Genomic DNA, 22468 nt, shown 5'->3' on the forward strand with positions numbered 1-22468 from the left:
AAGAGTTATTTGGTATTAGTGATTAGATTCGATGATCAAAGACATTAAGATATTGATGGTGTCAATGACGTGGGTGTTCACCTCTTTCCATTCCGAACAGAGCAGTTAAGCCCCACAGTGCTGATGGTACTGGGTTAACCCCCGGGAGAGTAGGTCGACGCCACATTCATTATATATAGAAGGTTAGTTAACACAAGATGTTGACTAACCTTTTTTTTTGCAATTATTATTGCAATAATTTGTTAATCAGTGTGTTATAATGAAAAAGTACTATTTTTTTAACGTATTGATTATTACCTTTGTAACTACAAGTTAGGCTAACAGCCCTCTGTATATCAGATGTTTATTCTTTAAGGAGTAAATCGAAGTGTGAGGGTCGATCTTATAAATATAAAATATCACTAAAGTGACTAAAGCAGAAGTAATCACAGAAATTCTCAGAAAAATTGAGAAGCGTCAAGAAGCTCAGACTTCAAACGCAGCAACTATGGTTGAGGTAGATAAAGAAGTAGTCGGTCAAGTATTGGAAGACTTCTTTAACGTAGTGAAGGACAAGATGGCAGAAGGTAATAATATCTACATCCGTCGTTTTGGTAGCTTTGTTAATAAAAAGCGTGCAAGCAAAAAAGGAAGAGATATCTCTAGAGGAGAAATAATTCCTATTCCTGAGCACTTTATTCCAAGCTTCAAACCTTCTAAAGAGTTTGTTGAAAAAATTAAAGGTAGTGACAAAGTACGTTTGATTAACGAAAACTAGTACTTAGTTGCAAAGAATTGCATAAATTGTCCTCATCTTAATAATTTAAGATGAGGACATTTTTTTAACCTCAATTTTAATATGGGAACTAAACAATATAGCTTAATTGGAGTAGGAGTAGTTTTAATAATTCTATTAGCACTTTTACCTAAAGCAGTAATTACAGACAATACTGCGAGTACTGTTGAAGGAAATCAAACTACAACACAAACTGAACAACATAGTGAAGATGACGGGCATGATCATGGTAATAATAATGTAGATATGGCAGCAGCTCATTCTGATAAACTACCTGCAGATACTCAAAATATTTTAGATTCGCTTCAAGATCAGTTTGGAAAAACAAAAGGAATAGACAATAAAGCTAATGTTGCAAACAAAGCATATGATTTATTGATTCGTATGAATAAATTTGACAGAGCAGCAGAATGGAAATTAGCTTTATATGGAGCTGCAAATAATACTGAAGATCTTAGATTGGCAGCGGATGCCTATTATGATGCTTTTACTTTTGCAATGAGCGATGAGAAGTCAAGTAAGATGGCAACCTTAGCAAGATCTAATTATGATAAGTATTTAAAGATTAACCCAAAGGATTTAAATTCTAAAGTCAAGTTAGGTATGACCTATGTTGTGTCTTCATCTCCAATGCAAGGTATTACCTTAATAAGGGAAGTTCTTACTGAAGAGCCGGATCATCAATTAGCTATTTTTAATTTAGGCTTACTTTCAATGCAGTCAGGTCAATATGAAAAAGCTGTTGGGAGGTTTACTCAATTGAAAAAATTATACCCAGAAGATATGGAAGCTAGATTTTATTTAGCTTTATCTTTAAAGGAAGTAGGTAAGACAAATCAAGCAATTGAAGAGCTAGAATTTATTAATAAAAATGCTGATTCTGAGGATATTCGTGTAACATCTGCTCAATATCTCTCTGAATGGGTGAATTAATGTAAATAAAAGTAGAAAAATAGATATTAAATTCGTCTTTCTACATTTTTTATTCTAAATTGCACATTCGTTCGGTTGATGACTTCATTGATCGGATGTATTTTAGAAAAGATTTCAAACACGTTAACTGTAAGAAATATGCCTTGCGGTAAGAAAAGAAAAAGACATAAGATCGCGACTCACAAGAGAAAGAAAAGACTTAGAAAGAACAGACACAAGAAAAAGTAATGTTCTAGTCGCAACTTAATGATAACCTTGCTCTAGTGAATCTAGGACAAGGTTTTTCATTATAAAAAAGTGAAGTATCTAAACGTAGATACACATACATTGTATGTACTTATAAATTAATTATTAACCTTAAACTTTTATCGAGTTGAGTAATGAATTAGTTATCAATTCAACGCAGGAAGGAAGCAGAATTGCCCTTATGCGAGATAAAAGTCTGGTAGAACTTCACTATGATAATGACGAAACAAAATTTCAAGTAGGTGATATCTATTTAGGAGTTGTTCGTAAAGTAGTTCCAGGTCTAAATGCTGCATTTATAGACATTGGATATGAAAAGGACGCCTTCTTACATTATTTGGATTTAGGTCCAAAAGTAAAATCACTCTTGAAGTTTATAAAACTCGCACAAGGAAAGCATCACAAACATGTGAATGAGAGCCTGAAGCAGTTTCGTCTAGAACCAGAAATTGATAAACTTGGAAAAATCAATGATGTCCTGAAACAAAATCAAAAGATTATGGTTCAGGTTGTTAAAGAGCCAATATCAACAAAAGGACCAAGATTATCATGTGAACTCTCTTTAGCAGGACGGTACTTAGTACTAGTTCCTTTTAGTAATACTGTCAATATATCTAAGAAAATTACAGATGCAGGAGAAAGACGCAGGTTGTTGAAACTTGTAAATTCTATAAAGCCTGAAAATTTCGGAGTTATTATAAGGACAGTTGCAGAAGGAAAAGAAGTATCTGAATTAGATAAGGATTTAAGAGACCTAAACCTAAAATGGGCAGAAGGTGTTGAAAAACTTAAAGTTGCAAAACCTAGAGAGAAAGTAATTGGAGAAATAAACCGTGCTACTTCAATGTTAAGAGATATCTTAAATGAATCTTTTGATAGCATTACTGTCGATGACAAAGATGCATATGAAGAAATAAGACGTTTTATTCTACAAATCGCACCAGACAAAGCCGGAATAGTGAAATTCTATTCAGGTAAAGCAAAGCTTTTTGAACACTTCGGTATTGAAAAGCAATTAAAGACACTCTTTGGACAAACTGTTAGCTTAGGAAGTGGAGGATATTTGGTAATAGAACATACTGAAGCTCTCCATGTTATTGATGTTAATAGTGGAAACAAGTCGAATGCAGAGAACAATCAAGAAGCTACTGCATTCAACGTAAATATAGAGGCTGCTACAGAAATCGCTCGTCAATTACGTTTACGTGATATGGGTGGCATCATCGTTATTGACTTCATTGATATGAAGAAAGCTGAACACAAGCAAAAGTTGTATCAGCATATGAAGGCGGAGATGAAAGCAGATCGCTCTAAACACACAGTTCTACCATTGAGTAAATTTGGTTTAGTGCAGATCACAAGGCAGCGAGTGAGACCTGAACTAAGTATAGTAACTAAAGAGAAGTGCCCAACTTGTAACGGTACAGGTAAAATAACAGCTTCAATTGCGATTGCAGATCAAATTGAAACAGAGATTATGCACCTGATGGAGAATCAGAATGACCACAAGATTAAAGTTGGTGTTCATCCATATTTATTCTCTTACTTTACAGGAGGTTTTCCTTCTAGAAGAATGAAATGGTTCTTTAAACATTTCAAATGGATTAAAATATTTGAAGATTCGTCACTAGGACTATCTGAATACAAGTTTTTTGATCATCATGATGAAGAAATTTCTTTAAAATGATCTGATTAGCTTCTATCACACAAGATGTGGTAGAAGCTTTTCTTTTATACAACCTATTGAAATATAAACATATGAAACTAAATTAATATGATTTCGTTTCATATGTTTATATTTTCATTCTAGAATCTAAGATTTAAATAATACAAGATGTCAAAATTTAGTAACCTAATTAATAAATCTGATACACCTGTTTTAGTTGACTTTTATGCAGATTGGTGTCAACCTTGTCATATGTTAGCTCCGACAATTAAATCAGTAAAAACAAAAATGGGAGATAGATTAAAAGTTGTAAAGGTAAACTCGGATAAAAACCAATCTGTAATGTTGAAGTATCAAATTAAAAGTATACCAACATTAATATTATTTCATAAGGGGAAAATTATTTGGAGGAACTCTGGTGTTTTACCAGAACATGAACTTTTAAAAATATTGGATCGTCATTTGTCTAATTAAATTAGACGCGTAATTGAAGCTTATTTATAAATACTGTGTATGTCTGAATTCAATATAGATCAAGAAATAATACAAGCATCACCATTAGCAACAACAATTCATTCTTGCAAGGAAGTTCAATCAAAGACATGGATGGATTATGTTAAGGCATTATTGGCTATTGCAGGTGCAGATGGAGAGATATCTCAAGAAGAATTAGATTGGGTTTTTTCAGACTTCTTGGAAGTTATAGGTGCTTCAGATGAAGAAATCGAAGAAGTTAAAAAATTTGATTTTAAAAATGTTGATTTAGCTGAGTTACTATCAAACTTAGATATTAATGTTCCTATGAATTATAAAAGAACATTAGTATATGATGCAGTAATGATGGCACGTGCTGATAATGTTTATTCTCAACAAGAAAAGGAAGCAGTATGGAAAGCTGCTGAAATATTGGGGGTTCCTTACTTTATTGCTAGAACTATTGAAGGCTTGGTAAATACAGAAAAGTCACTTGAAATGATTAGAAAATCCTTATTCGAATTAGAAGAAGAAGGATATCCTATTGTAGATCTTGATAAGTTAAATATGAAACCTGCTTCAATATTAGAAAGAAATACATTTGGTGTTAAGTTAACTTGTGAGCAAACACAAAGAAATTATGGTTTTGCATTAATGATAATTGCAGGAGCGGATGGTGTTATTTCTGAGGCAGAAAAGAATTGGTATTTTGAACAATTTGTTAAAGTATCTAATACGCCAAAAGAAATAGCAAAAGAAGTGATGGAATATGATTTTTCTAAAGGAAATTTAGAAGAAGTAATAGATAATTTGAAAGTTGATGTAACGATTAATTTTAAAAGAACTTTATTATATAATGCTATAAAAATGGCCAGTGCAGATGCAGAATTTCCGGAACAAGAAAAAGAGGCAACAGATAGAGTAGCTAAACTTTTAGATATTTCTGAAGATATTGCTCAAACAATTTATTATTTAGTTGATACCGAAGCCAAGATCGCTAAGATGCGAACAACTTTATTTGAGTATAACTAATATAAAAAAGCTCTTCAAGTTTAACTTGAAGAGCTTTTTTATTCTTGAATTCTAATAGTAATCTTATCTAGATATTAGTTTGAAAATATCATTTCCGAAGGCAAAAACCATAATTGATAATAATATTAGCATACCGATTTGTTGTGCAACCATTAATACCTTTTCTGAAGGTTTTCTTCCTGTAATTATCTCATACGTTAAGAAAACAACATGACCACCATCTAAGGCCGGTATTGGTAGTAAGTTCATGAAGGCTAAAACCATCGATAGCATACCAGTAATTGTCCAAAATTGAATCCAGTGCCATGTTCCTCCATAAACCTCAGCAATACCAATTGGACTACTTACAGATTTACTAGCAGAAACTTCACCTCTAAAGAGTTTACCAAAAGCTTTTATTTGTACAGTAATTACATTAAATGCTTCTTGAGCTCCAACTGGAATAGCTTCTAAAAACGAATAATTTTTATATTCAGCTTTTAATCTAGACCTCATCTCAAATCCTAAAGTACCTTCATCAGAGACTCTAATTTGGAGTTTTAATGGTTGATCATTTCTTAGAACAGTAAGTTCAATTTGTTTTCCAGATTGAATTTCTAATTCTTTTCTAAATTCATTAAAATAAGGAAGATCTTTTCCATTTATTGCAATTGGAACATCATCTGCTTTTAACCCTCCTTTATCTGCAGGAGTTGCAGGTAAAACTCGTTTTACATAGAACGGATCTCTTGGATAAACGTAAGACATTTTTTTAAACTTATCTTCACTCATCCATTCAATCATTTCTTTTGGAATATCTATACGGACTTTCTTGTTATCACGAAGTACTGTGATATAGCTATTCTCTTCTAACAAGAAATTTGGATCTACTAAATCTCTAAATTGCTTTGCATCTTCTCCACTTAGATTAACAATTTTATCCCCTGTTTCTAATCCAACTTTTTCACCAAGCTCACTAGCATAAATGCCATATTGGTTAATTTCGGAAATTGGTATAAAACGTTCTCCTGTAGTATAAGCTAAACCAATAAAAATAATAATACCTGTAATTACATTCATTATTATACCTCCGAGCATAACGATAAGACGTTGCCAGGCTGGTTTAGTTCTAAACTCCCAAGGTTGAGGTTCTGATTCTAGATCATCAGCACCTTTAGATTCGTCTATCATACCGGCAATGTCAACATAGCCACCCATTGGAAACCAACCTAAACCATATTCCGTATCTCCTCTTTTAATTTTAAAAATTGAAAATTTCAGAAGATTTGGAAAAGGGAATAAGAAATCAAAAAATAGATAAAATTTATTTACTTTAATTTTAAAAATTTTTGCAGCAAAGAAATGCCCAAATTCGTGTATTCCTACTAATATTGATAATCCCGCTAACAATTGAGCGGCCATTATAAGTCCTTCCATTCTTAAATATAAATCATACAACTTGATAAATCAGATTGTATTTAAGTGATAATTATTAATTTATTTCCAACTTTTTGCTAATTCCCTAACATCGGTGTCTGTTTGAACGTAGTCAGTATAATTAGGGGTTAAGATATGCTTATAATTTTCCATGCAATAAGCATTTAACTCAGCAATTTCTAAAAATTTGATTTCATCATTTAGAAAACGCTCAACAGCAATTTCATTTGCAGCATTCAAGATACATGCAGAATTTCCTTTATCAGCTAGTGCTCTATATGCTAATTGAAGATTAACAAATGTATCCTTATCAGGAGCTTCAAACGTTAATGTTGGGTATGCTGCAAAATTAAATCTTTCAAAATTTGAAATAATTCTTTTTGGATACCCTAAAGCATACTGAATAGGTAATTTCATATCAGGTAGCCCAAGCTGAGCTTTTAAACTACCGTCTTCAAATTGAACCAATGAATGCACAATAGATTGAGGGTGAACAACAACATCAATCTGATTGTCTTCAACATCAAATAACCATTTAGCTTCAATTACTTCTAGTCCTTTATTCATTAAAGAAGCAGAATCAATTGTAATTTTAGCTCCCATGCTCCAGTTTGGATGTTTTAATGCTTGGGCTTTAGTTACACCTAAAAGTTCTTCTTTCTTTTTTCCTCTAAATGGCCCACCTGAAGCAGTTAAAATAACTTTTTCAATTGGATTACTTTCTTCGCCTACTAAACATTGAAATATTGCAGAGTGTTCTGAGTCAACAGGAATAATTGAAACATTATTCTCTTTAGCTTTTTGAGTAACTAATTCACCCGCTACAACTAAAGTTTCTTTGTTTGCTAGAGCTATTGTAATTCCTTTATCAATAGCTGTTAATGTTGGCTTTAAACCAGCATAACCAACTAAAGCAGTTAGAACAATATCTGAGTGAGCTTGTTCTAAAGCTTCACAAATACCATCTACTGTAGCTAAAACAGTTACATTTGTATTTATAAGTCCTTCTTTAAGGATTGTAAACTTGTCTTTATTGCCAATAATGGCATATTTTGGTTGAAACTCAATACATTGCTGAATGAGAAGGTCAACATTATTTCCTGCAGATAAAATACTTACAGAAAAAAGGGCAGAGTTTGCTCTGATTACATCAAGTGCCTGTGTGCCGATTGATCCGGTAGATCCTAGTATCGCAATTGATTTTAAAGTCATAAAATCTTTCTTTTTTAGCATCGCAAAATATGCGAATCAATTTAGAGGATACAAGTTAGCACCTAAAGCTATTTTATGTATCCTTTTTATGATTTCATTACAAACATTTTCATGTTTTGGTCAAGAAAATAGAATTTCTCTTGATGAATCATGGATAGATATAATAAACGATGATGAAATTTTTGTATCAGCTCAGAAAAAAAGCCCTAAAGCATTACTCTATACGTATGTAATTATACGTTTAGAGAATAAAGACTCACTAGTAAATAAGTTAGTTGATTTGTCTTTAGAATGTGCTACTGATAGCAATAATTTTTTAATTCAAAAGCAATTAATCTTACCTAGTAGAGAAGATATTTTACTCCAAATGAAACTAGAAATAGGAAATACTGTGGTAGAAGTAAATACAATTAAGTTTTTAGTAAAAGATGTTGAACCTTAGCTTAAGAAAGATTTATTATAAATAACTTTTTTATACCTTCAATACTATTGGATATATCTCACTTTCGTTGTTTCTTTGAGCATTCATTTTTATCTCGATGAAGATGACCATAAAATAATAATCACATACTTAGTAAAAAAATTATGAATTTTCCTGCAGAATTAAAGTATACTAAAGATCACGAATGGGTACGTGTTGAAGGTGAATTTGCATACATCGGTATCACAGAATTTGCTCAAAGCGAATTAGGAGATATTGTTTATGTTGATATTACATCAGAAGACGAAGAAGTTGCAGAAGGTGAAGTATTTGGCTCTGTAGAAGCAGTAAAAACTGTTTCTGATTTATTTATGCCAGTGAACGGAGAAGTTGTAGAAATGAACGAAGCAATTGACTCAGCTCCTGAATTAGTAAACTCAGACCCTTACGGTGAAGGTTGGATGATTAAAATTAAAGTAGCTGACTTGTCAGAAGTTGAAGCTTTAATGGATAGTGAAGCATACCAAAAAGAAGTTGCTAACTAAATTTCTTTTTCTAGATAAGAAAAGAAGAGTTGAGCACACGTTGTTCAACTCTTTTTTATTTTAAATAACCCAATTTATGCAGTTTTATACAGGAAATATATCTTTTGAGTTAAGAGCAAGTACTGATAAACACCCAAAAGAAGAGCAATTTATTATCTATGGTAATGCTTCTGCTGATACTTTATGGTCAAGATATTTATCAGCTGAGAATGGTGATATTTCTGGAGCACCAAAATACCTTTTTTATACGTCAAATTTAACAAAAGAGAAGAAAGCATTATTAAATAAATTTCAAGTTCGAATTGCTGCTGGAGGTATTGTAAGGAATGAAGATAAGTTTCTAATAATAAAAAGAAATGGAGTTTATGATATTCCAAAAGGGCATCTAGAAAAGGATGAAAGTTTAGAAATTTGTGCAATTAGAGAGGTAGAAGAAGAAACAGGTGTTCCTTCAAAAATTGAGAATTTATTAATTGAAACGTACCATACCTATGTATTTAAAGGTAAGTATGTATTAAAACATACATATTGGTATGATATGCATTTATATAAAGAAGCTTTTAAAGAACAACCTCAAATTGAGGAAGGGATAGAAGAAGTTATATGGATGACCAAAAACGAAATAAATAACATTGTACTTAAAAACACCTATAAGTCTATTAAGGATGTTATTAAGGCATTTTTTAAGTAAAATATTCGGTATTAATTCCTGTAATGAATCCTATATACATCAAAAAAATTATTATAGCATTAATTGTATTTAGTTATACTACAATTAGTAATGCTCAAAATTTAAAAGCAATTCAAGCTGAAGATTCAGGTTTGTATGGTTTTAAAAAAGATACTGATATTGATTGGAAAATAAGTCCTCAATTCGAGAATGCATTTAATTTTTCAAACGTTGGTATAGCAGTTGTAAAAACTAGAGAAGGATACTCACTTATCAATACTAAAGGAAAAAGGTTGACAGATGACTATTATGATAGATTTGGTTGGGCTGATGATGCGGATACAACAAGGTCTCCTCTTTTTTATGGAAATTTAGTTGGTGTAAAAAAGAATGACGTTTGGGGAGTTATTAATACTAAAGGAAAAGTTATTATATCACCTCAATTTAAGTTTCTTAATTATTATTCTGACGGAATTTCTATTGTTGAAAATAAAAAAGGAAGATTAGGTGCCGTAGATACAAATGGTAAAGAAATTATTCCAATAACGTTTCAAAGTTTACGGTTTCTAGCTGGAGGTTTACCGTTGTTAGTAGCAAAAAACAATGGAGTTCAAGGAGTTATTAATTTAAAAGGAGAATGGGTTTTACCTCTTGATTTTATAACAGTTAAATGGGCTGGTAATAAATTACTAGCAGCTATGACTCAGAAAGGGGAATGGCTTTTTGTATACCACAATGGAGAACATTATTCGGAAGAATTTTATTCAAATTGGAAATGGTACCATAAACAAAAGAAGTTACTATTAAATAGAAATGGTCGGTTAGGGTTACTAGATGAAAATGCAAATGTTGTTTTTGAAACAAAATGTAAATCAATTTCTTTTAATGATTCATCTATTATAGCAGAAAAATTTCCAAAGATAGAATTAGGTGATATTAATAAAAAATTACTTTCAACATGGTATTGTGATAGTTTATCTTTTGCAGGAGATAGCTTAATTAGATATTATACATCAGGTAAGGTAGGTATAGCTACTTCAACAGGTAAAAACAAATTTTATAATTTTTATTCTGAAGTAAGTGATTTTATTGACGGGCAGGCTATCGTAAACAAAAATAATAAATTTGGTGTTTGTGATATAAATGGAGTATTAATAGTACCCGTTAAATATAATAGCATAAAGCGAATGCCTACAGGTCATTATTGGACCTTAGATAAAGAAAGCTATCCAGATGTTTATAATAAACAAGGGGAGAATTTAACAATGCATAAATACGATATGATCGGAGAATTTTCTCAAGGAAAGTATTTAGTGCGTAGAGCTAGGTTGTATGGATATTTAAATGCAGACCTATCAGAATGGATCGAACCTCAATTTAAAGATGCTGAATCTTTTGTTGGCCCTTATGCAGTAGTACGTACTTCAGATTATTATGGTGTTATTGATTTGGAAAAAAAATGGGAAATTACACCAATTATTGACCGTTTGAAGACAATATCACAAGGACTATTCTATTTCGAAGATAATCAACAATGGGGTACATTAGATATTAATGGTATCGAATGGTTTAGAACAGACTCAGCTACAGTAGAATCGTTTACTGATGGATTTGTAGTTATGAAAAGAAGAGGGAATTATGGACTCCTTACTAATAAAGGAGAGTTAACACTTCATACAAGATATGATTCTTTAGATTTATCCCATCTAAAAAATGATAGAGTAGATATGTATTTAGATAGTACATGGCTGTATAAATCTGTATTTGATGAAGATGGTGAACCATTAAGAAATGCATATACTCAGTATTCTACTATAGAACAACCAACCGAAGGGTTCGCTGCTGTAAAAGTAGGAGAAAGGTACGGTTTTATGGATTATCTTGGACGAATGAGACTCTCTTGTAGGTATCAAGCTGTAAAGCCATTTTCTGAAGGACTATCTGCTTTTGAATTAAATAATAGGTGGGGGTACATTAATAAAGAAGATCAAATAGTACTTCAACCAAAATATCAAGAATTGATGCCATTAAAAGAAGATATGGCTAAGGCAAAGTTACGAGGTAAGTGGGGTGTTATTAATCATTCAGGTAAGAATATTATTCCTTTTAATTATGAAAATGTAGAACGCTCTCCTTATAATAATTGGTATGTTTGGGAAAAAGGAGGAGAAATGGGGATTTATACACCAGGTGGAATTAAAGGTATATATGGTAAATACGATAATATAACTGATCTAGGAAATGATTACGTTATAGTAAATGAACAAGATAAATTAGGTATTGATAGAATTGATGGTTTTCTGATTTGGCCACAGAGGTACAATAGCATAAAACTATTATCAAACAAAGAGTGGTTTTCCTTGAAATATAAAGGAAAAGAAATTTATCGTAAGCTATTGTAATATAAGTCGTTATGATTTGTTATAGTTGATTTTGCAACGAAAATTAACAACTTTGAGTTTAATAGATTACACCAAATTATCTATTATGACAAATTCAATTAAAATATTACTTCCTATTTTTATTTTATTGTTTTGCTCTTTTGCTTTTGTTATTCATGAAAATGATAGTAATCACGTTTCCAATAAGAAAGACATATTAAATACCTCAAATAATTTGTCAGTTTTAATGGATGGAGTTCAAGTAGAAAAATATTCAGATGGTTCAATTGATTTATATATACAAAGTTAGATAATTGACATCCTTTTATATATTATTATGCCTCTATTTACGTTATAAGTGAATAGAGGCATTTTTATGCTTACACTTTACATAACACTATGACTAAGATAAAACTCTTCAATAAGGACGCTCTATTTGCAACTATATTTGTTTTTGCTTTTATGGGATTACTTCAGGTCTCAAATATTCAAGTAGAAATATTTAATGTTTTTGAACAAGTATTTGAAAACTTTGAACTAACAGATATTTACTATTCAAAGCTTCGTGATAATAAAAAAGAATCATTTGAAAAAGATATAGTTTTAGTAAATATTGGAAATTTAGATAGGAAAGGGATTGCTAAGCAAATAATGAGGTTAGCGGATGCTCAACCAAAGGTAATGGGAATAGACGCTACTTTTGTAGGACCAAGACCGAAGGACCCTGTTGGTGACTTTATGTTAGCACAAGCTTTAAATAGAGTTGGTAAAACATTTGTAATGGCTAGTGCTCCTGCTGACTGGAATAAAGATAAAGCAATGTTTGATACTCTAAATCTACCTTATGCCCCCTTTGTTGCAAATACAGATCATGGTCATGTATTTACAGGGGTTTTAACGGATGAGATTTTTACAACATGGAGAGATATTCCAGTATATGTTGATTTTGAAAATGGAGATAGAGAATACGCACTCTCAGTAAAAATTGCAGAGAAATTTGATGCTGAAAAAACAAAGAAATTTCTAGATCGAAAAAACGAAAAAGAAACAATTTATTTTAAAGGTAATCTTGATAAATATATAAAACTAGACCTTTCTGATTTTAAAGATGAATCTAGAGACTTCGCTTTTGTAAAAGATAAAATTGTATTATTAGGTTACATGGGTAACGAATATACAGATGGTTTTTGGGATGCCGATAAGTTCTTTACTCCATTAAATAAGAATGTTGTAGGACGTGGTTATCCTGATATGTATGGCGTAGTAGTTCATGCAAATGTAATATCTATGATATTAGATGAGAGTTACATTGATGTAATGCCAGATTGGTTAAGTTACTTTTTAGCATTTTTAATGTGTTACTTAAATGCTGTAATATTTATGTGGATTGTAGAGAATAGAAGTTTGTCTGTTTGGTATAACGCAATCACAAAATCTATACAATTAATTGAAGCTATTGTAATTCTTTCACTAACAATGTTATTATTTGGTACATTTAATTATCATGCAAATTTTACTCTTTTATTTCTAGTAGTGATACTTTCGGGTGATTTAATTGAAATATTTTCAGAAATCTTACTAAGAGTTTTCTATGGAGTGAAAAAGAAGTGGAAGAAGAAAATATAAAATTGTAAATTGCAAATAACTTTTAATGAAAATTATCGTATGTATAATTACTTGATTTAAAATTAAAAAAAATAGAACTACTATAAAATTAACGGCATTATGAAATTCAAATTGCTAACATTTATATCAACTCTTTTATTTACACTTAATGTATCTGCACAAGAAGCTAAGTTTATGGTTTTAGGTGTAAAAGGAGATGTTTCTTTGGAAGGTAAAAATATTCAAACAGGAGATATGTTACTTTCAGGACAAGAATTGATAATCAATGGAACGTCGCCTTATCTTGGGTTAGCGTATATTTCTGGAGGTACTCTTGAATTAAAGAAACCAGGTACATACCAGGTGAATACATTAGAAAAAGAGTTAGGTCAGAAAGAGAATGATTTAGTATCTAGATATGTTGACTTCATTAAAGATGAACTAACAGGATCAGGAGAAGAAGCATCGACTCAGGCTAAATATGGGTCTGTAACAAGATCATTAAAGAAAAAGCCAATTTATTTTTATGTTCCTATAAATTCTAATGCTATCAAAACAGAAATTAATTTAAGCTGGGCATTAAAAGATGGATCATCAGAAAATGGAACTTATAAAATCTTTATTAAAGATCGAAAACACCATATCTTATTAGAAGATGAGGTGAATGGAACGGAATATACTTTAAACTTAAATGACGCAAAGTTAAATGAAGAAAAGTATTTATTTTATTATGTAGAGGATGCTAAAAATAATAAAATAGCTTCTGATTTATATGCATTTACAGTGTATAAAGAAGGAGATTCAGAAGAAACAGTAAGAGAATTAGAGCAATTAAAATCTAATGAAACTGCTATAGGGAAATTGATTTTAGCAAAATACTATGAAGATAAAGGCTTTATTGTAAATGCATCTACTGCATATGAACAAGCTATAAACTTATCTAATGGTGATGAACAATACGTGAAAATGTATCAAAATTTCCAAACGAGATATGGTAGTTAACCTCTAAAGAAAAACGTGTTTTAAGAGCCACCTTGATGATTTAATCATCTTGGTGGCTTTTTTTTAATTCTTCCATTTCCTTATTTATACTTTTCGTAAATATTTGAGTTAAACCTACAATAGAAAGTACAATTAACCCTCCAACTATAAGTTGTGTATATGTGTTTGTATTGGGGTTAGATAAATCTTGAATATCAACAATAGATTTTCCTACCCAAATTGATATTATCGTTCTAGGCAACATTCCAATTAAGCTTCCAAGTAGAAATTCTTTGATAGGAGTTTTAGCCCATGCAAGTAATAGATTACTAAGAGCAAAAGGCAGAATAGGGGATAATTTCGTGAAAGCTACAATTTTTAACGGTGATTTATGAACAGTTTTAATAATTACAGTAGCGATAGGATACTTCTCTATTGATTTACTAAACTTTCCTTGATCAATCCATTTTACAACAAAATAACATAGATATGCTGCAATTATATAGGCAGGGATCATACCTATAAGAGCATTCCATCCTAAAAAATAACCTGTAAATAAAGCCATAAAAGTAGTAGGAGTTAAAGCAAATGCCATTGTGAAACTTGAGCAAATAAAGAATACAATCCAATACTCTAATGGAAAATTTTGAATGGTATTTTCATAAGCAAAGCCTATTGTTGCAATACTAGAACTAGTAATAATAGGTAAAATACTAAGACCCCCTCCAACAGAAAAAGAAGATGAATTTTGGCTTATAATATTTTTCAGGTCTTTAAATTTCATGTTTTTCCTTGAATAAATGTCAATTTGTATACTGCAAGGTAAAAAAAAACTATTTATAGTTGTGTATTTAAATTTAAGAATCTATATTTGCATCGCTTTTATCAGAAACAGTGTTTTTGATATGTGCAATTGCCTCCTTAGCTCAGCTGGTAGAGCAACTGATTTGTAATCAGTAGGTCGTAGGTTCGACTCCTATAGGAGGCTCTGTTAAATCTTCCACAAAACGTGTGGTCGTATTATATAAATTATTAGCCTCCTTAGCTCAGCTGGTAGAGCAACTGATTTGTAATCAGTAGGTCGTAGGTTCGACTCCTATAGGAGGCTCAATATAGCTCAAACATTCGCAAGACGTGCGGATTGATTTGACACGCCTCCTTAGCTCAGCTGGTAGAGCAACTGATTTGTAATCAGTAGGTCGTAGGTTCGACTCCTATAGGAGGCTCCATGTCTTGGAGTCAGGCAATTTGGAAACAAATTCGGCACTGGGTTAAAGACGAAATATGTATTGCCTCCTTAGCTCAGCTGGTAGAGCAACTGATTTGTAATCAGTAGGTCGTAGGTTCGACTCCTATAGGAGGCTCATAGTAATGAAAAACCCTTTTAAAGGCAATATTATATATTTTGTGTGATATAGCTTTTGAGTGGGTTTTTTTCATTATTAACGCTCTGAATTATGGATTATTCGTTAATGAATCGAAAATTTACCTAGTGTAAGTGTTTGATTATTTGATGTTTATGAAATAATTCAGTTATTTGCGGACTCGTTAATTAAAAATATAAAAAGATGTCTAGAATCTGCGATATTACAGGTAAAAGAACGAGAGTTGGTAATAATGTTTCACACGCAAACAATAAGACCAAACGTAAGTTCTACCCTAACTTGCACACAAAGCGTTTCTACATTCCTGAAGAGGATCGTTGGATAACGTTAAAAGTTTCTTCAAGCGCAATAAGAACTATCAACAAGAATGGCATTTCTGCTGTCTTGAAGAAAGCGCGTAAAGAAGGTAAAACTTTCTAATTAAACTTGGTTTAAATTTGGTACAGAGTACCACAAAGAATAAGTCATGGCTAAGAAAGGCAACAGAGTACAAGTGATTCTTGAATGTACAGAGCATAAAGCAACTGGCATGTCAGGTACTTCAAGATATATCACAACAAAAAACCGTAAGAACACACCAGATCGTCTAGAAAGACGTAAGTTCAACCCGGTATTAAAGAAATACACAATTCACCGTGAAATTAAGTAATTATGGCTAAGAAAGTAGTAGCAACACTTAAGAAAGAAGGTGGCGTAAAATACGCTAAAGTGGTGAAAGCCGTGAGATCTCCTAAAACGGGTGCATACACGTTCAAAGAAGAGATTATCATTGAAGATCAAGTTAAAGATTACTTAGCTAAGTAATTTTTCTTGTAGAAAGCTTTACAATTTCTTTCGAAAAAGCCCCACAACACGATTGTGGGGTTTTTTGTTATATATCCATATATGTATTTCTCACATTTAAAGAAATCATTTATATTGAATATATATCAAGCTTATCATATTGGATTTTAACTTTTTGAGAGTTATTTTCGCAGTAGGTAGAGTAATACATCCTAGTTAATTTTTGATTAAATCGTAGCAACAAAATGGGCTTCTTTAAGAAAATTTTTGGAAAAACTGAGATCACTGAAAAGGAAAAAGAAAACCTTGATAAGGGTCTTGAAAAATCACGTGGAACAATCTTCGATAAGATTAGTAAAGCGGTTGCAGGTAAATCTAAAGTTGATGACGAGGTATTAGATAATCTAGAAGAGATTCTAGTAACTTCTGATGTAGGAGTTGAAACTACATTAAAAATAATTGATAGAATTGAAGCTCGTGTTGCAAAAGATAAATATGTTAGCGCAACAGAACTGAATAAAATTCTTCATGAAGAAATTGCAAGTCTTTTAGATGAAAATAAAAGTGAGGATGTAGAAGGTTATACTATTCCAGAAGGTATAGAAGGGCCATATGTTATCCTTGTTGTAGGAGTTAATGGTGTTGGTAAAACAACAACTATTGGTAAACTTTCTGCTAAATTTAAATCTAAAGGATATAAAGTTGTACTTGGCGCAGCAGATACTTTCAGAGCAGCTGCTGTAGACCAATTAAAACTTTGGGGTGAAAGAACAGGTGTTGATGTTGTATCAAAAGGTATGAATACAGATCCATCTGCAGTAGCTTTTGATGCTGTTAAAAGAGGGGTAGAAACTAATGCAGATATTGTAATAGTAGATACTGCGGGAAGACTTCATAATAAGGTAAATCTTATGAATGAGTTATCTAAAATTAAGCGAGTAATGCAAAAGGTTACAGCAGATGTGCCTCACGAAGTTATATTAGTTTTAGATGGGTCTACTGGACAAAATGCAGTAAACCAAGCAAGAGAATTTACTAAAGCTACCGAAGTTACAGGGTTAGCAATAACAAAACTTGATGGTACTGCTAAAGGTGGTGTAGTGATAGGTATTTCTGATGAATTTAAAATACCAGTAAAATATATAGGAGTAGGCGAGGGTGTTGAACATCTACAAGCTTTCCGAAAAATGGAATTTGTTGAATCATTATTTGGTGGTCGAGACGCTACTAAATCCTAAATAAATTCTTGAAATAAAAAAGAGCCATGTGTTAATTATTAAATACATGGCTCTTTTGTGTATTCCTTAGACTTTTATTCTAAGAGAATTAATTATTCGATTAAACTAACAAATTGATTATGAAACCAAGCAAGATTACTATTATCGGTGGTGGTAATTTAGGGCAAGCGATTGCTGAAGGATTAATAGTAAGTAATTACATTGATGCTACTAATTTAACTGTGACAAGAAGAAATATATCTCTTCTAAAGAAATTATCTGATAAAGGTGTAAATGTGTCTAATAATAATAAAGAAGCAGTAAAAAATGCCGATCTTATTATTCTTGCAATTAAGCCTTTCCAAATAAAATCTATTATGGAAGAGTTACAACCAGAATTGTTACCAAATCAGATTGTTACTTCTGTAGTCACTGGAATAACTTTGGATGATATGAGTGGTGTTTTAGGTAATAATCAACCTGTATTTAGATCAATGCCTAATACTGCAATTGCTATTCGTGAATCTATGACTTGCATAGCAACTGTTAATGGAACGCAAATACAAAAAGATATGTTAGTAAATTTGTTTTCTCAATTAGGAGAAGCAATTATTATTGACGAAAGTTTAATGTCTGCCGCAACTGTTTTAGGTGCTTGTGGAATTGCATATGCAATGCGTTTTATTAGAGCAGCATCCCAAGGAGGAATTGAAATTGGTTTTGGAGCTCAAGTTTCTCAATTAATTGCAGCGCAAACTGTAAAAGGAGCAGCTTCTTTATTAATGGAAACAGGAAATCATCCTGAGCATGAAATTGATAAAGTGACAACACCTAAAGGGTGCACTATAGCAGGATTAAATGAAATGGAACATCAAGGGTTTAGCTCTTCTTTAATAAAAGGAGTAAAAACATCTTTCAAAGCGATAGATGTTATTGCTGATGATTTTGATAAAAAATAGAAAACCGATTTATAAATAATTAACCGAATATTTCAGTGAAAAAAATAGCCGTTTTTACATCAGGTGGAGATGCTCCAGGAATGAATGCATGTGTTAGAGCAGTAGTTAGAACTGCTTTGTATCATGGTATTGAGGTTGTAGGTATTAGAAGAGGTTATAGAGGTATGATCGATGGAGACTTTGTACCAATGACTTCTTACTCTGTAAGTAATATTATTGGTCAAGGAGGTACAATTCTTAAATCTGCTAGATGTGATGAGTTTAGAGATATTAAGTGGAGAAAAGTAGCTTATGATAATTGTGTAAAAGAAGGTATTGAAGGTCTAGTAGCTATTGGTGGTAATGGTACATTTACTGGTGCTGAATTATTAATGGAAAACTTTGGAATCCCAACAATTGGGTGTCCTGGTACTATTGATAATGATCTTTATGGAACAGATTATACAATTGGTTTTGATACTGCAGTAAATACTGCATTAGATGCAATTGATAAAATTAGAGATACAGCATCATCACACGATAGAGTGTTTTTTGTTGAAGTAATGGGACGTGATGCTGGTTTTATTGCAATGCAATGCGGTATTGGTGGTGGAGCTGAGAAGATTCTTGTTCCAGAAAATCCAGATTCTATTGATGATGTTATTGCAACATTAAAAAGTGGAGGAGAGAATGAAAAGCCTTCTCATATTGTTGTTGTAGCAGAAGGAGAAGAAATAGGGAATGCTCATTTTATTGCACAAAAAGCAAAAGAGGCATTGCCAAATTTAGACATTAGAGTATCTAATTTAGGTCATATACAGAGAGGTGGTTCACCAAGTGCAATTGATAGAATTATTGCAAGTAGAATGGGTATTGCTGCTGTAGAAGGATTGTTAGAAGGTAAGAATAATGTGATGTCAGGTATCATTGATGATAAAATTGTTTATACTTCATTTAATGATGCTATTAATAAGAAAAAGGCATTAGACGTAGATTTAATTAAGATGGTTAAGATCTTAAATAGCTAAGATTCAGTATTATTCTGAAAATAAAATATGGAATAAACGTATAAAACAGTAGTTTTGCGTTTATTCCTTTTTTTATATCGTAACATTCACTCCAATGTGATTCTATAGTACTCTGAAATAAACGACTACTTAAAGTCAAAAATATATAATATCTCAACTTTCAAACAATGCTCAATAAAATTTGAGTAAACATTTCGTAAACTAATGAAACAAAATATTCAATTAAGTTTAAAGGGTACAGATTTCAAAACAGAAATCTTATCTGGATTAACTGTAGCTATTGCCTTAGTTCCCGAAGCTATTGCTTTTTCATTTATTGCAGGTGTATCTCCTTTAGTAGGGTTATATGCAGCATTTGTAATGGGATTGATAACAGCAGTTTTAGGGGGTAGACCTGGTATGATTTCAGGTGCTACAGGTGCAATTGCTGTTGTAGTAATGCCTTTAATTGCAACTCAAGGAGTTGATTACTTATTCCCTGCTATTATACTTGGAGGTGTCTTTCAGATATTAGTAGGAGCATTAAAACTAGGTAAATTTATTCGTTTAGTGCCTCATCCAGTAATGTTAGGCTTTGTAAACGGATTAGCAATCGTGATTTTTAAAGCTCAGTTTAGCCAATTTCATACAAAAGCAGGTGAGTGGATGTCTGGTTCACCATTGTATATTATGTTAGGGTTGGTTGTTTTAGCAATGCTTGTTATTCAATACCTACCAAAATTAACTAAAATTGTACCTTCTCCATTAATGGCAATTGCTGTAGTAAGTGGTATTGTTATTGGTTTTGGTGTAGAAACTCCAACGGTAGGAGACATGGCTTCTATTTCAGGAGGCTTACCATCTATTATAATTCCAAATGTTCCTTTTGATATGGAAACATTATTAATCATTTTACCTTTTTCTTTAAAAGTAGCTGGTGTTGGTTTAATAGAAAGTCTTTTGACATTGACACTAATAGATGAAATTACAGAAACTAGAGGTAGTGGTAATCGTGAAAGTGTTGCTCAAGGTTTAGGTAATATTATTTCCGGATTTACAGGAGGCATGGGTGGCTGTGCAATGATTGGTCAATCTATGATCAACATCCAATCAGGAGCTCGACAAAGATGGTCAGGTATTATTGCTGCAGTAGCATTATTATCTTTTGTAATTGTGTTATCATCAATCATTGAGCAAATTCCAATTGCAGCTTTAGTAGGTGTAATGTTCATGGTAGCGATTGGTACATTTGAATGGTCTAGCCTAAGAGTATTAAATAAAGTACCAAAATTTGATGTTATCGTATTATTAACAGTATCTATTGTAACAGTAATAGAAGATCTTGCAGTAGCAGTTGTTATTGGTATTATTATGTCAGCTTTATCATTCGCTTGGGATAATGCGGTTCGTATTCGAGCAAGAAAGAAAACAGATGAATTTGGACGTAAACATTACGAAATATACGGTCCATTATTCTTTGGTTCTGCAACTAACTTTTTTGAAAAATTTGATTTTAAAAGCGATCCAGAAAAGGTTATTATTGACTTCTCTGAAAGTAGAGTAGCTGATCTGTCAGGTATAGAAGCAATCAATAAGATATCTGATAAATATGAAGAGTATGGAAAAGAAGTTACATTCATTCATTTAAGTCAGGATTGTGTAGAGCTATTAGCAAAAGCAAAATCGCATGTAGAGATAGATCATGATCATGATCCTCATTATGCTGTTGTGTATGATGCATAGGCATTCAATATAAAAAGGAAAGGGTTACTTGTATTGTGCAAGTAACCCTTTTCTGTTTTAAGCAAGATTTTTGAAAACATCTTTAGTATCATCCCAAAACTCATCGAGTTTTAGTATTCTTGGTTGTAAGAATTGATAGATATCAGCCCAATCATTTTCTTTATACATATTCAACCCCTTCTGTTCAAAATATATTTTAGTAACAACTTGACCTATTTCATTTTTAGTATTTAGCTCCCATATCCATTCCTCGCCTAAAATTGAATGGATATAATCTTTCATATCAATAAATTGTTGGAAATAAATTTCTTGAATTTCGGGGTCTTTATGAGTTAGGTAAATACCGATGGATGCTTTTTTACTATCAACATCCATTTTGAAGTATATATTTTTAATTCCAGTTTTATAATTGGTCCAATTTACTTTAGTCCCATTTTGAGATTTGTAAGGAGCCATCATTTTTCCAAATTTGGTCCAAAATTCGGATCTAAATCTAGAAGCTTCTTCTTTCGAAAACATATAGTCTTTTTCCTTTTTTAAAGTTCTTTAATTATACTCAATCTAAGATTTTTTTAAGACTAAATTTGTGAAATATTGTTTATTGTCAGTAAACTGATGTGTTAATTTTAGAGAGGTATTCTCTATTATTTTTCGAATAATATCTAAGTCATATTTACGACTAACTTCTGTATGAATTAATTCATTTTCGCTAAACGAATAGTTTTGTTCTAATGCTTTAATATAAACAGTTTGATTTACCTTACTCTTAATATAACTCTTTGCAATCCCTTCTTTTTCTGTATAAGTAGCATAATGTTGGAATTGATCAATAATAAAGTTTGCATTTAACTCTCTATTCATTCTTTCTAAAAGGTTTAAATTGAAAGCTGCAGTTATGCCTCTATCATCATTATAGGCAGGGAGTACTATTTCCTTTGCTTTAATTAAATCTAAACCAATAAAAATACTATCACCAACATTCATTACTTTATCTAAGTGCTCTATAAAATTACTAGCTTGGTTGTCATTCATATTACC

Annotated in this window: 24 protein-coding genes, 4 tRNA genes and 1 rRNA gene (1 of these 29 only partly in view); 24 read left to right on the forward strand and 5 right to left on the reverse strand. The window is 31.7% G+C overall.

All coding sequences use genetic code 11. From position 1 onward, the window contains the following. The first annotated feature begins 54 nt into the window (after positions 1 to 54). The 6 genes from rrf to EI427_RS19025 all read left to right on the forward strand — a co-directional run bounded on the left by rrf (position 55) and on the right by EI427_RS19025 (position 5126). Positions 55 to 166: ribosomal RNA gene (gene rrf, locus EI427_RS19000) — 5S ribosomal RNA — on the forward strand. Positions 167 to 406: 240 nt separating this feature from the next. After that, entirely contained in the window at positions 407 to 757 is a 351-nt protein-coding gene (locus tag EI427_RS19005) for an HU family DNA-binding protein (RefSeq protein ID WP_240050295.1), read from the forward strand. An 81-nt stretch (positions 758 to 838) separates the two neighbouring features. Further along, positions 839 to 1708: a tetratricopeptide repeat protein gene (locus tag EI427_RS19010; RefSeq protein WP_126617713.1), complete on the forward strand. Its 870-nt coding sequence runs from the start codon at positions 839 to 841 to the stop codon at positions 1706 to 1708. A gap of 373 nt (positions 1709 to 2081) precedes the next feature. Then, the gene (locus EI427_RS19015) at positions 2082 to 3641 is read left to right on the forward strand and encodes an Rne/Rng family ribonuclease (RefSeq protein ID WP_126617715.1); all 1560 of its coding nucleotides are present in this window, start codon (positions 2082 to 2084) and stop codon (positions 3639 to 3641) included. A gap of 147 nt (positions 3642 to 3788) precedes the next feature. After that, the gene (gene trxA / locus EI427_RS19020; protein ID WP_126617717.1) at positions 3789 to 4094 is read left to right on the forward strand and encodes a thioredoxin; all 306 of its coding nucleotides are present in this window, start codon (positions 3789 to 3791) and stop codon (positions 4092 to 4094) included. Positions 4095 to 4133: 39 nt separating this feature from the next. After that, positions 4134 to 5126 carry a TerB family tellurite resistance protein gene (locus EI427_RS19025; RefSeq protein ID WP_126617719.1) on the forward strand — a complete coding sequence of 331 codons (993 nt, stop codon included), beginning with the start codon at positions 4134 to 4136 and terminating at the stop codon, positions 5124 to 5126. Between the two features lie 63 nt (positions 5127 to 5189). On the opposite strand, the gene rseP is transcribed toward EI427_RS19025, so the two are convergent. Then, entirely contained in the window at positions 5190 to 6542 is a 1353-nt protein-coding gene (gene rseP, locus EI427_RS19030) for an RIP metalloprotease RseP (protein WP_126617721.1), read from the reverse strand. 60 nt (positions 6543 to 6602) lie between these two features. Beyond that, the gene (gene dxr / locus EI427_RS19035) at positions 6603 to 7754 is read right to left on the reverse strand and encodes a 1-deoxy-D-xylulose-5-phosphate reductoisomerase (RefSeq protein WP_126618487.1); all 1152 of its coding nucleotides are present in this window, start codon (positions 7752 to 7754) and stop codon (positions 6603 to 6605) included. A gap of 88 nt (positions 7755 to 7842) precedes the next feature. Here dxr and EI427_RS19040 point away from each other — a divergent pair, with 88 nt between their 5' ends. From EI427_RS19040 to EI427_RS19070, 7 genes are all read left to right on the forward strand, one after another. After that, a complete protein-coding gene (locus tag EI427_RS19040) occupies positions 7843 to 8196 on the forward strand; it encodes a hypothetical protein (RefSeq protein WP_126617723.1) in 354 nt (117 codons plus the stop codon). Positions 8197 to 8339: 143 nt separating this feature from the next. Further along, positions 8340 to 8720: a glycine cleavage system protein GcvH gene (gene gcvH, locus EI427_RS19045; RefSeq protein WP_126617724.1), complete on the forward strand. Its 381-nt coding sequence runs from the start codon at positions 8340 to 8342 to the stop codon at positions 8718 to 8720. Positions 8721 to 8796: 76 nt separating this feature from the next. After that, entirely contained in the window at positions 8797 to 9411 is a 615-nt protein-coding gene (locus tag EI427_RS19050; RefSeq protein ID WP_126617726.1) for an NUDIX hydrolase, read from the forward strand. 23 nt (positions 9412 to 9434) lie between these two features. Beyond that, positions 9435 to 11792, forward strand: coding sequence for a WG repeat-containing protein (locus tag EI427_RS19055; RefSeq protein ID WP_126617728.1), 2358 nt, complete (start codon positions 9435 to 9437; stop codon positions 11790 to 11792). An 85-nt stretch (positions 11793 to 11877) separates the two neighbouring features. Then, positions 11878 to 12081, forward strand: coding sequence for a hypothetical protein (locus EI427_RS19060; protein ID WP_126617730.1), 204 nt, complete (start codon positions 11878 to 11880; stop codon positions 12079 to 12081). A gap of 89 nt (positions 12082 to 12170) precedes the next feature. Then, positions 12171 to 13397, forward strand: coding sequence for a CHASE2 domain-containing protein (locus tag EI427_RS19065; RefSeq protein ID WP_126617732.1), 1227 nt, complete (start codon positions 12171 to 12173; stop codon positions 13395 to 13397). Between the two features lie 99 nt (positions 13398 to 13496). After that, a complete protein-coding gene (locus tag EI427_RS19070; RefSeq protein ID WP_126617734.1) occupies positions 13497 to 14378 on the forward strand; it encodes a hypothetical protein in 882 nt (293 codons plus the stop codon). Between the two features lie 40 nt (positions 14379 to 14418). On the opposite strand, the gene EI427_RS19075 is transcribed toward EI427_RS19070, so the two are convergent. Then, positions 14419 to 15141, reverse strand: a complete 723-nt coding sequence (locus EI427_RS19075) for a TVP38/TMEM64 family protein (RefSeq protein WP_126617736.1) — start codon at positions 15139 to 15141, stop codon at positions 14419 to 14421. 131 nt (positions 15142 to 15272) lie between these two features. Here EI427_RS19075 and EI427_RS19080 point away from each other — a divergent pair. The 11 genes from EI427_RS19080 to EI427_RS19130 all read left to right on the forward strand — a co-directional run bounded on the left by EI427_RS19080 (position 15273) and on the right by EI427_RS19130 (position 21430). Next, positions 15273 to 15345: transfer RNA gene (locus EI427_RS19080), tRNA-Thr, on the forward strand. Between the two features lie 47 nt (positions 15346 to 15392). Continuing rightward, positions 15393 to 15465, forward strand: a tRNA-Thr gene (locus EI427_RS19085). A 45-nt stretch (positions 15466 to 15510) separates the two neighbouring features. Next, positions 15511 to 15586 (forward strand) — tRNA-Thr (locus EI427_RS19090). 62 nt (positions 15587 to 15648) lie between these two features. Further along, a tRNA-Thr gene (locus EI427_RS19095) sits at positions 15649 to 15721 on the forward strand. A 204-nt stretch (positions 15722 to 15925) separates the two neighbouring features. Continuing rightward, positions 15926 to 16162, forward strand: a complete 237-nt coding sequence (gene rpmB / locus EI427_RS19100; protein WP_126617738.1) for a 50S ribosomal protein L28 — start codon at positions 15926 to 15928, stop codon at positions 16160 to 16162. 46 nt (positions 16163 to 16208) lie between these two features. Beyond that, positions 16209 to 16391, forward strand: a complete 183-nt coding sequence (gene rpmG / locus EI427_RS19105) for a 50S ribosomal protein L33 (RefSeq protein WP_126617740.1) — start codon at positions 16209 to 16211, stop codon at positions 16389 to 16391. 2 nt (positions 16392 to 16393) lie between these two features. Then, a complete protein-coding gene (locus EI427_RS19110) occupies positions 16394 to 16546 on the forward strand; it encodes a DUF4295 domain-containing protein (protein ID WP_126617741.1) in 153 nt (50 codons plus the stop codon). Positions 16547 to 16770: 224 nt separating this feature from the next. Continuing rightward, on the forward strand, positions 16771 to 17763 hold the full coding sequence (ftsY, locus tag EI427_RS19115; RefSeq protein WP_126617743.1) for a signal recognition particle-docking protein FtsY: 993 nt from the start codon (positions 16771 to 16773) through the stop codon (positions 17761 to 17763). A gap of 119 nt (positions 17764 to 17882) precedes the next feature. Further along, positions 17883 to 18701 carry a pyrroline-5-carboxylate reductase gene (gene proC, locus EI427_RS19120; RefSeq protein WP_126617745.1) on the forward strand — a complete coding sequence of 273 codons (819 nt, stop codon included), beginning with the start codon at positions 17883 to 17885 and terminating at the stop codon, positions 18699 to 18701. A 35-nt stretch (positions 18702 to 18736) separates the two neighbouring features. After that, a complete protein-coding gene (pfkA, locus tag EI427_RS19125; RefSeq protein WP_126617747.1) occupies positions 18737 to 19708 on the forward strand; it encodes a 6-phosphofructokinase in 972 nt (323 codons plus the stop codon). A gap of 204 nt (positions 19709 to 19912) precedes the next feature. Further along, positions 19913 to 21430, forward strand: a complete 1518-nt coding sequence (locus tag EI427_RS19130; protein ID WP_126617749.1) for a SulP family inorganic anion transporter — start codon at positions 19913 to 19915, stop codon at positions 21428 to 21430. Positions 21431 to 21487: 57 nt separating this feature from the next. Here EI427_RS19130 and EI427_RS19135 read toward each other — a convergent pair whose 3' ends face one another. Together EI427_RS19135 and egtD are read right to left on the reverse strand one after the other, a co-directional pair. Further along, the gene (locus tag EI427_RS19135; RefSeq protein ID WP_126617751.1) at positions 21488 to 21949 is read right to left on the reverse strand and encodes a DUF4268 domain-containing protein; all 462 of its coding nucleotides are present in this window, start codon (positions 21947 to 21949) and stop codon (positions 21488 to 21490) included. Positions 21950 to 21991: 42 nt separating this feature from the next. After that, on the reverse strand, positions 21992 to 22468 hold the 3' portion of the coding sequence (egtD, locus tag EI427_RS19140; protein WP_126617753.1) for an L-histidine N(alpha)-methyltransferase. The gene runs 462 nt beyond the window's last position; 477 of the gene's 939 nt are visible here — the last part of the coding sequence; the start codon falls outside the window, past its right edge; the stop codon is at positions 21992 to 21994.

The organism is Flammeovirga pectinis (genome assembly GCF_003970675.1).
In the GTDB taxonomy this organism is placed as follows: domain Bacteria; phylum Bacteroidota; class Bacteroidia; order Cytophagales; family Flammeovirgaceae; genus Flammeovirga; species Flammeovirga pectinis.